Source organism: Pedobacter alpinus, from assembly GCF_042684645.1.
Lineage (GTDB): Bacteria > Bacteroidota > Bacteroidia > Sphingobacteriales > Sphingobacteriaceae > Pseudopedobacter > Pseudopedobacter alpinus.
Genome location: NZ_JBHULV010000025.1, coordinates 1 through 9,330, shown reverse-complemented (window position 1 = coordinate 9,330; position 9,330 = coordinate 1). Strand labels below are relative to the sequence as shown.

The 9,330-nt window shown below is 30.5% G+C and carries 10 protein-coding genes and 1 tRNA gene; 7 read left to right on the top strand and 4 right to left on the bottom strand.

Features of this window, described 5'->3' with window-relative positions:
- Positions 1–3: 3 nt before the first annotated feature.
- A complete protein-coding gene (locus ACFSSE_RS08390) occupies positions 4–219 on the top strand; it encodes a transposase (RefSeq protein WP_379100860.1) in 216 nt (71 codons plus the stop codon).
- 37 nt (positions 220–256) lie between these two features.
- On the opposite strand, the gene ACFSSE_RS08385 is transcribed toward ACFSSE_RS08390, so the two are convergent.
- Positions 257–577 (bottom strand): hypothetical protein, encoded by a 321-nt coding sequence (locus ACFSSE_RS08385; RefSeq protein ID WP_379042106.1) that lies wholly within the window; start codon positions 575–577, stop codon positions 257–259.
- Positions 578–786: 209 nt separating this feature from the next.
- Between ACFSSE_RS08385 and yiaK the strand changes: the two genes are divergently transcribed.
- Positions 787–1,764 carry a 3-dehydro-L-gulonate 2-dehydrogenase gene (yiaK, locus tag ACFSSE_RS08380; RefSeq protein ID WP_379042108.1) on the top strand — a complete coding sequence of 326 codons (978 nt, stop codon included), beginning with the start codon at positions 787–789 and terminating at the stop codon, positions 1,762–1,764.
- Between the two features lie 40 nt (positions 1,765–1,804).
- On the opposite strand, the gene ACFSSE_RS08375 is transcribed toward yiaK, so the two are convergent.
- On the bottom strand, positions 1,805–2,269 hold the full coding sequence (locus ACFSSE_RS08375; protein WP_379042110.1) for a hypothetical protein: 465 nt from the start codon (positions 2,267–2,269) through the stop codon (positions 1,805–1,807).
- Between the two features lie 172 nt (positions 2,270–2,441).
- On the opposite strand from ACFSSE_RS08375, the gene ACFSSE_RS08370 reads away from it, so the two are divergent.
- Together ACFSSE_RS08370 and ACFSSE_RS08365 are read left to right on the top strand one after the other, a co-directional pair.
- On the top strand, positions 2,442–4,757 hold the full coding sequence (locus ACFSSE_RS08370; protein WP_379042112.1) for a patatin-like phospholipase family protein: 2,316 nt from the start codon (positions 2,442–2,444) through the stop codon (positions 4,755–4,757).
- On the top strand, positions 4,754–5,296 hold the full coding sequence (locus tag ACFSSE_RS08365; RefSeq protein WP_379042114.1) for a hypothetical protein: 543 nt from the start codon (positions 4,754–4,756) through the stop codon (positions 5,294–5,296). Before ACFSSE_RS08370 ends, ACFSSE_RS08365 begins: the two co-directional genes overlap by 4 nt.
- Before the next feature lie 90 nt (positions 5,297–5,386).
- On the opposite strand, the gene tamL is transcribed toward ACFSSE_RS08365, so the two are convergent.
- The gene (gene tamL / locus ACFSSE_RS08360; RefSeq protein WP_449304948.1) at positions 5,387–7,723 is read right to left on the bottom strand and encodes a translocation and assembly module lipoprotein TamL; all 2,337 of its coding nucleotides are present in this window, start codon (positions 7,721–7,723) and stop codon (positions 5,387–5,389) included.
- Here tamL and ACFSSE_RS08355 point away from each other — a divergent pair.
- From ACFSSE_RS08355 to ACFSSE_RS08345, 3 genes are all read left to right on the top strand, one after another.
- The gene (locus ACFSSE_RS08355; protein ID WP_379042118.1) at positions 7,714–8,460 is read left to right on the top strand and encodes a TrmH family RNA methyltransferase; all 747 of its coding nucleotides are present in this window, start codon (positions 7,714–7,716) and stop codon (positions 8,458–8,460) included. The two genes, tamL and ACFSSE_RS08355, sit on opposite strands and share 10 nt — an antisense overlap.
- Positions 8,461–8,508: 48 nt before the next feature.
- Positions 8,509–8,579: transfer RNA gene (locus tag ACFSSE_RS08350), tRNA-Cys, on the top strand.
- Positions 8,580–8,608: 29 nt separating this feature from the next.
- Positions 8,609–8,773, top strand: coding sequence for a spore protein (locus tag ACFSSE_RS08345; protein WP_379042120.1), 165 nt, complete (start codon positions 8,609–8,611; stop codon positions 8,771–8,773).
- Between the two features lie 53 nt (positions 8,774–8,826).
- Here the strand turns inward: ACFSSE_RS08345 and ACFSSE_RS08340 are convergent, their stop codons facing one another.
- The gene (locus ACFSSE_RS08340) at positions 8,827–9,261 is read right to left on the bottom strand and encodes a transposase (RefSeq protein ID WP_379100857.1); all 435 of its coding nucleotides are present in this window, start codon (positions 9,259–9,261) and stop codon (positions 8,827–8,829) included.
- Between the last annotated feature and the right edge of the window lie 69 nt (positions 9,262–9,330).

The following is a 9,330-nucleotide window of genomic DNA, read 5'->3' as shown; positions in this document are numbered from 1 at the left end:
TACCTGCTGAACATACCTCCGTACAACCCGGAACTGAACCCATGCGAACAGGTTTGGCAATACATCAAGAACAGGTTCAAGAACCAGCGCTTCGAGACCATGGAAAGCCTAAAGGAATGGCTCAACAACATAGTAAAGGACATGAAAGAGGAGACGATAAAATCAATCACTGGAAACCACCATTATCTAACAGCATTTAATACGGCGTTTTATATCTAAATTGGTATTAATCTTAACTTCTATTGTTTAATCTCTATTATTCCGATGGTGTTCCGTCTGCTTTAATTTTTAAAGAAGCTTTTTCCTCTTCTTTGGTAACATTAATTTGGTAATATTCTTTACCACCTTCTTCTTTTACCCAAAAAGCTTCTGTAGGTGTCCAAGCTTTATAAGCATCAGACAATAATGTTGTTTTTACTGGTTCTGGCAATTCTTCTAGTTTAACCGGAGTTGATGTTGTACTGTCTTGCACTGTAACAATTGCAGTATTAATTTTATTTGAATTTAATTCGTTAGCGTTTACAAATGCTACACTTGTTAATGCTACTATTGCTGCTGATAAAATGTACTTTTTCATAATAATAATATTTAAATTGTTAATTAATCGTTTTCTGGAATCTATATTATGGATAAGTGTGCCAAGTTGGCCTACATAACACAAATGACTTTTAATCAGTTTTTTATATATTTCTATTGGATTTGTAAGTTGTGGAGTTTCTCTACAAAATGCCCAATAGTTAAACAATGATTATATTTGTTTTAGTTTGATAACTTAAAAAAAATAAAATGAGAAGAGTAAGCTACGAAACCTTATTTAATGAATTAAAATCTGTTTTATTAAAATTAGGATTCTCAGAAACCAAAGCCAAAGCATGTGCAGAAATTTTCGCTAACAACAGTAGAGATGGAGTTTACTCTCATGGTTTAAACAGGTTTCCGGTATTTGTAGATTACATTAAAAAAGGATATATAAATATTGAAGCAGAACCTACCTTGATAAAAAGTTTTGGAGTAATAGAACAATGGGATGGTAATTTAGGTCCCGGAGTTTTAAATGCTAAATTTTGTATGCAAAGAGCAATTACATTGGCCAAACAACATGGTATGGCTTGTGTTGCTTTAAAAAACACCAATCATTGGATGCGTGGCGGCGCTTACGGTTGGCAAGCTGCAGAAGCAAATTGCATTGGAATTAATTTCACAAATACCATTGGCATAATGCCGCCATGGGGCTCTTCAGAGGCTTTAATTGGTAATAATCCGTTAATTATTGCTGTGCCTAATAAAAACGGACACATTATTTTAGACATGGCCATGTCGCAATTTTCTTATGGTAAATTAGAGGAATATGAACTTAAAGACAAGAAATTACCATTTATAGGAGGCTATAATCAAAAAGGAGAATTAACTAAAGACCCAAAAAGTATTAGATTAAGCAAACGCCCACTACCTATGGGCATGTGGAAGGGCTCTGGTTTAGCAATGATGTTAGATATTTTAGTAAGCATTTTAAGTGGAGGGCAAACTACTGCTGCAATTTCAGAATCAAAACAAGAAAAAGGAATTTCGCAAGTTTATATTTGTTTAGACATGGATTTATATTCCAACGCAAGCCAAATTGCTGATGAAATTTTAGCCTATACCAAGCAAGGAAGTACCGAAGTGAGGTATCCAGGAGAACAAACGCTAAAAATTAGAAAAGAGAACTTAAAAGAAGGCATACCAGTTGATAAAACAATGTGGGAAAGTTTAAAAACCCTCTAAGAAAAAAAAGTGAATATTAAGACTTTCTTTTTTGATGAATTTATTCTTTTGATTTTGTTTCTGCAGTAAGTAATTCAAAAATTTGAGTATCACTCAAAATATACCAAACCCTATCAATATCATTAGCTTCAACTTTACCATTAAAACAATAATACTGAGTATGATTTTCTCCTGGCTGGGTGGTGTATTCAACAGCATAATCACCTTCTTTAGCTTGCGTTGTATAATTCCGTATCATTTTACCTGATTTTAATAAAATCATAATTTTATCGTTATTAGATTTAAACGGGTTTGCTCCTTTTTGATTCAATAAAACTGCTTTTATGGATGTATAAGGTTTCACACTTGCCGATTCTGTGTAAGTTAATGTTGACGGGTAAAAGCCAAACAAATAATCTGTTGTTTTATCCGGACTTGAAACTGTAGTATAATAATACTTAGTTTGGCTGTTAGCAGCATAAGATACTATTAACACAAAAAAAATGGTGGTTAGTAAAGTTTTCATATTTGTAATTTTTAGTTTAACCAAAATTAATAATCAACTTAAAGATAGCTATACGTGTTTTTACGTATTTTCATAAATAATCTTAAAAGTAAAACAGCTTCAAATAAAGCTATTAAATGTAATTATACTAAATTTGCTTTAATTTCTAACACATTAAATTCCATTTTAAAGTTTGAAAAAGCTCCATCTCTTATTTATACTTTTTTTTCTTTCTCAAACTATTTACGGGCAAAAAGTTGGAGTAGTTTTAAGTGGTGGTGGTGCAAAAGGCTTGGCACATATTGGTGTTTTAAAAGCCTTAGAAGAAAACAATATCCCGATAGATTACATTACTGGAACATCAATGGGTGGCGTTGTTGGCGCAATGTATGCGGCTGGTTACTCGCCAAATGAAATTGAATATGTGGCCTTAAGTTCTGATTTTCAAGACTGGGTGAGCGGTAAATACGATAGTGATTACAGTTTCTTCTTTCAAAAAAAAGATAAAAACCCTTCATTTATATCTGCAAAACTACAAATAGACACAGGGTTTAACTTCAAATTCAGGTCTAATTTGATAAATGATATTCCATTAAATTTTGCTTTAATTGAGTTATTGGGTCAAGCATCTGCAAATGCAAAAGGTAATTTTGATAATCTTTTTGTTCCTTATCGTTGCATTGTTTCTGATGTATTGTCTCAAAAAATGATTCCGATGAAAAGTGGTTCTTTAGTAGAGGCTGTTAGAGGCACATTTACAGTTCCACTAGTTTACAGACCTATTAAAGTAGATGGCAAATATGTATTTGATGGTGGTTTGTATGATAACTTCCCTGTTGATGTAATGAAGAGCGAGTTTAATCCCGATATAATTATTGGTTCAAATGTATCTTCAAAAAACTTTAATACTTATCCAAAAGATATTGATGAAAAATTAATGAATAAATTATTAATCTATCTTTTTTTAAGCAAAACAGATTCAACTGAATTAGGAGAAAACGGTATATATATAGAACCAGATTTAGCTAATTACACAGTTACTAATTTTTCACCCGTTGAGGAATTAATTAAAAAAGGATATGATGCAACAATTGCTGAAATAGGGCAAATTAAAATTAAAATAAAAAAAAATGTCTCTTTAGAAACTGTTAAAAATAAAAGAAAAATATTTATTGATAAAAATCCTTACCTCACTTTTAAAAACATTAAAATAACCGGGGTAAACAGTAAAAAAAGAATTTATATACAAAACGTTTTTAAAAATTTAAACAAACATTTAAACCTTAAAGATATTAAAAATGGTTACTACAAATTATTAGGTGATGATAATTTTGAAACAGTTTACCCTAAAATAAACTACTTACCCGCAGAAAACATTTATGAATTTGAGCTAATTGTACAACCAGAAAGAAACTTTAAGTTAGATTTTGGAGGCAGTATAACCAGCCGTCCAGTTGGTAATGCATTTATTGGTTTACAATATAATTACTTAAGAAAAAACTCTTATACATTAAATGCCAATTTTTATACTGGTCGTTTCCACGAATCTGTACAAACAGCATTTAGAATGGATTTACCAAAAAAAACTCCTTTGTTTTTAGAAACTTCTTTTACCTACAATTACTGGAATTATTTTGAATCGGGGCAATTGTTTTTAGAAAACAACAATCCTACTTTCTTAGAGCAGTCTGACAACAGAATAGTGCAAAAGTTGGGGATATCAAGTGGTATAAATGCTAAAACAGAAATCTTTTTAGGCTATTTTGGCACCATTAACAAATATAGCCCTACTGATAATTTTTCATCTGGTGACATTTTAGATGAAACAGATTTTAAAGGCTTTGTTAGTGGTATAAATTATGAACGTAATAACCTAAACCGTAAACAATATCCATCTAAAGGAAATGCTTTTACTGTTGGGTTAACCTATTTTGAAGGTTATGAAAATTATGAACCTGGTAATATTTTAAGAAATGACCCTAATTATGCTAATCTTACTTCTTTAGATATATTTAGACGATGGTATAAATTTAAAATAAGTTCAGAAAAATATTATCCAGTAAAAGAAAAATATAATTTTGGATACACTGTTGAAGCAGTTTACAGCAACCGCTCAAATTTTGCAAATTACAAAAGTAACCTAATTCATACACCCGCATTTTATCCTTTGCAAGATTCTAAAACAATTTTCTTAGAAAACCTTAGAGCAGATAAATATTTAGCTTTAGGATTTAAAAATGTGTTTAATTTTAGAAAGAATTTAGATTTTAGATTAGAGGGTTATATTTTTCAACCCTACAAAGAAGTAATTAGAGTTGGTAGCCAACAAAGTATATTTAGAGATTCTTTTTCGGAACAAAGGTTTATTTTTAACGGAAATGCCGTTTACCATAGCCCTATTGGGCCAATTAGTTTAAATTTTAATTATTACGATGATAGAGCCAAAAGATTTGGAGTGTTTTTCCATATTGGCTTTTTAATGTACAAAAAAAGAGCAATTGATTTATGATACGAATAACAAGAAAGCTTTTACTATTTTCAATGTTTTTATGCTTTAATTTTGCGTACGCTTTCGCTAATCAAACCATAAATTCTTTTGTAGTTAAAGAAAATTTACTAAAAGGGCAAAAGCTAGCAATTATAGCAACAGACTCTTTAGATAATCCAATAGAAAACATAAACGGAGTTTATAATTTTTCTGTAAATGGTTTTAAACAAGAATTAAATTTTAATGTTGGCGTGGCAGTTTGTGAATTACAAATAGAAAAATCTGCTTTTATTTTTATTAAACATTTAAATGATGGCAAAAGCCCTTCAAATTTATACTTTGTTTATAAAAAGGACACCAATTTAAACCCAATTAAAATTAGTTGGTATATTCTTTTAGCAATACCATTAGGTTTAGTTTTAATAGGCTATATGTTCAGGAAAATGATAGGTATAGTAATCTTTATTTTATCAATTATTTTCTATTTCTATTACAGCAAAGGTTTATCCATCCCCACTTTTTTTGAATCAATAATTGATGGTATAAAAAATTTGATTTGATTTTTTAAAACTAAAAATTATGTGAACCATTAATTTTTGCTCCTATAGTTAGCGTTTTAAAGCGAATTAAATTTCACAGAAATACATCAATTAAAAAGGCATACCTATTCCAAATTGTATTTGCGAGAGTGAATATCTATCAGGTGAGTTAGAAATTCCATAATTTGCTTTAAATGTATTTTTAGCTTCTCTATCAAACCACAATTTGTAAACATATTGATCTTCTCCAATAAATTGAGGGTCTTTAAATTTAAAACCTGCATCTAACCTAAAAACAAAGAAAGAAACATCAAATCTTAAACCAAAACCAACTCCAATTGCAGTTTGATTAAACAATTTATTTAGTTTTATTTGTCCACCCTCTAAAGCATTATCCCTTAATTGCCATACATTACCAAAATCTATAAAAGTTGCCCCTTTTACTTTGGAACCTATAAAATTATCAACAAGCTTAAAACGATATTCTATATTACCTTCAAACTTAATATCTCCAAGCTGATCTAAATTTCTTAAATTGAACCTTGCCGAGTCTGACGCTAAAGAAGCTCTATTATAATTTCCTGGTCCAACGGTTCTTGCCTGCCACGCTCTTAAACCAGTAGAACCACCTGCAAAAAAACGTTTATCAAATGGTAAGGATTTTATGTTTCCGTAAGAGTAACCAATCCCCGGATTTACTCTTAATACCAACTGCCTTTCGCCACCTAAAAATTTATAAAACCTTATATCTGTCTCTATTTTTGTAAATTGATAATAAGGTACACCAAACAGTAACTTCTGATCCTCATTATTACTATTATTGAATAATTTAGCCGCTAAAGCTGATGTGTTCCCACCAATTTCAACAGTTGAAGAGAAAAATGTAAAATTATTAAAGGTTGTTAGTTTTGCCAGATTACGAGTATATGTGTAATAACTACTTGATATTAATTGGGAACGCAATGTCGACAAAAAGAATGCATTTCCTTGACTGATTAGCTGTTGAGATAATGCGTCATTAATTTGAGCATTTGAATATTGAATATTTATAGGTGTAAATGAATGTAATTTATACTTGCTTTCTACCCAATCATAAGTTAGATTAACACCTAAGCTTTTTCTTAAATAACTATCTGTAAGTTTATAAGTTTGATAAGTTGTACCTATACGTGTATGCGGAACACCATTTCTTCCAAAAGATTCAATATTAAATGGGGTAATTAAACGAGGAAAACTTAAACTTACACCTATCTGATAATCCCTACTTAAAATCCTATTCGTTAAACCTCCACTTATATTTTTATCAAATTGTAAACCGCCTCTCAATTTAACCTCAAAAATCTCTGCACCTCCAAAAATATTTCTATTTTGATAGGTAACACCTAAATTTAAACCAGTTATACTAGTGTTAAAAGTATACTCGCCATCAAATCTATTCGATTTCTTCTTTAATGGAATAATATCTATTAAACCTACCAATTCATTCTTGCTAGAATCTTTACTTTTTGCAAAATCCACACTCACACTTCTAAAAGCATTCAAATCAAAAAATCGTTGAGTAGTTAATTCGGAGTTTTGTATATTATATAATTCGTCTTTTTTAAGATAAATGTAGTCAACTAACTTTTTGGGTTTAAAAAACTTTGAATAATCATAAAATCTGTATTGTGAATCAATAACAACTGTATCTCTGCTCATCCCTTTTTCAATAATACCGCTACTTGGTTGTATTCTTAAATAAGTATTTCCTAAAGTGAATTTTTGATGATAATCTTTTCCTTGCGGATTAAGAATTGCTAAATTAACGTCTGCAACTCCGCTATTGAAATTTGTATCCACAGTAGGCCTAACGTATTGACGCAAAAAATCGTAATAGCCATTTTGTTTCATTAACAAATAAATTTGCTCTCTTTCATAAGCCAAACTATCAGAATCATATCTTTTTCCAGCTTTAATACGAGTAAATAAATCTTTTTTTGCCAGATAAATTGCTTTTACGCTAGTATCAGGAATATTAAACTCTAAATTTCTGAATTTAAATTCTGTGCCTTGTATCGCAGTATAAAAAATGCTTACTCTTTTATTTTCAATACTTATACTATCTGTTACTTTGGCATTTAAAAAACCTTTAATGTTTAAAAATTTCTCTATTTGGTTTCTAGAAACTTCTACCAAAGCACTATCTAATAAATGTGGAGCCTCCCCTAGTTTTAATTTACCCTTTCTACTAAATGTATTATAAATAAATAAATTAAAGGGCGAATTTGGCCGGATATCTAGAGCCACATAATCAGCAGCTCTCACAGAAAATTCTTTATCAATTCCCTTAATTGTTAGTTTTGTAACTAAAGATTCGTTTTTTGCCAAACGCTTAGTTGACCTACAGCCAAAGGCGATAAAAACAAAAAAGACTATTATTGTAAAAAGGTAAAATTTATATGCTGTCAAAATCTCAAATAAGTTTAATCAAATCTCTTCATCAAAAAAAATACCGAAAAGAACATCAGCTTTTTATTGTTGAAGGTTATAAAGCAATTTCAGAGTTTTTAAACTCTGATTATCATGTAAAATCAATTTATTACACTTCAGATATTTTATCAAAAATGGATAATTTATCTAACAAACAAAATATCTGCGAAGTTAGTATAAATGAATTAGAAAAAATAAGCGCTTTACAAGCTCCGCAAGGAATTTTAGCTGTTATTAAAATCCCAGAAAACACTACTATTATTGAATCGCAAATTAAGGAACAAATAATAGTTTTAGACGGTGTACAAGACCCCGGTAATTTAGGAACCATAATACGCACTGCTGATTGGTTCGGTTTTAACCAAATAATTTGCTCCGAAGATTGCGTTGAAGTTTACAACCCAAAAGTTATACAAGCTACAATGGGTTCTTTAACAAGAGTTAAAGTAAGCTATCAAAACATAGAAACTTTATTAAAAAGCAGTAATTTACCTAAATATGGTACTTTATTAAATGGAGAAAATATTTTTAACCAAAATTGGGAAAGTGCTGGTTTTTTAATTTTAGGTAGTGAAGGCAAAGGCATATCTCCAGAAATTATAGACTTAATAAGTCATAAAATAACAATACCAGGTGGTAAAAACACCGAATCTTTAAATGTTGGAATTGCCGCAGCAATTTGCTGTGCAGAAATGAGTAGAAATAAACTAAAATAAGTTGAATTGTATTAAAATTTTACTATTTTTGCGTTCCTTAAAAGAAAAGGTCGAGTGGCCGAGTGGCTAGGCAGAGGTCTGCAAAACCTTCTACAGCGGTTCGAATCCGCTCTCGACCTCATTTAAAATTTTAATTAAAATAAAAGTCATGGCAGTAACGCGTTTAAAAAGAAAAGATAGAAGAAACAAAACAACCTCTCGCATGGAAGTTCAGTTCCTAAAAAATGCTACCAACGTTGAAAATGGTAGCCGTTCAAAAGAACCAAAACACAGTCAAGTGGTTAAAAATGATGCAGTATTAGCTTCATTATAAGTTCCCATTCCATCGTATTAATCCTGATTATCGGCCGGTAATCAGGATTTTTTTTAAGATTCTTTTGCCTGATCAATTGGAATTGTAGGATCAAGCGTAAAAGTTGGAGAGAGGGATTTGGCATATATTTTGGATAGTCTAAAAAGGAAGAACTTCACATTTCTCACCCTTCTGAACTGCGACCGGAAAGCTTTTATCTTGGCATTGAAAGATTCTGCAGATGCATTTGTGCTTCTGTTATCAAAGTAGTTCAATATGGTTTCATAATTGTTCTGAATGGTTCTAGCTATGGTATTGAAGGATTTATAACCTAGTTTTTCTATCTTATTATACCATATTGCTAATTTTTTGAAGGCTATCCGCTTGTCTTTTGAATGGCTAAGTATTGCCGACAACTCCTGGGAAATTTCATAGGCTTTCTGTAAATCTGGATATCGTTTAAACAGCAGCTCTGTCCTATGGGTTTGCGAGGGTGTCCAGTTTGGAATTGCAATAGTTTATTAGAGGTTTTTTATTGTCAGATTATTGTTTTTTGAGTAGCATTAATTAGATTTATA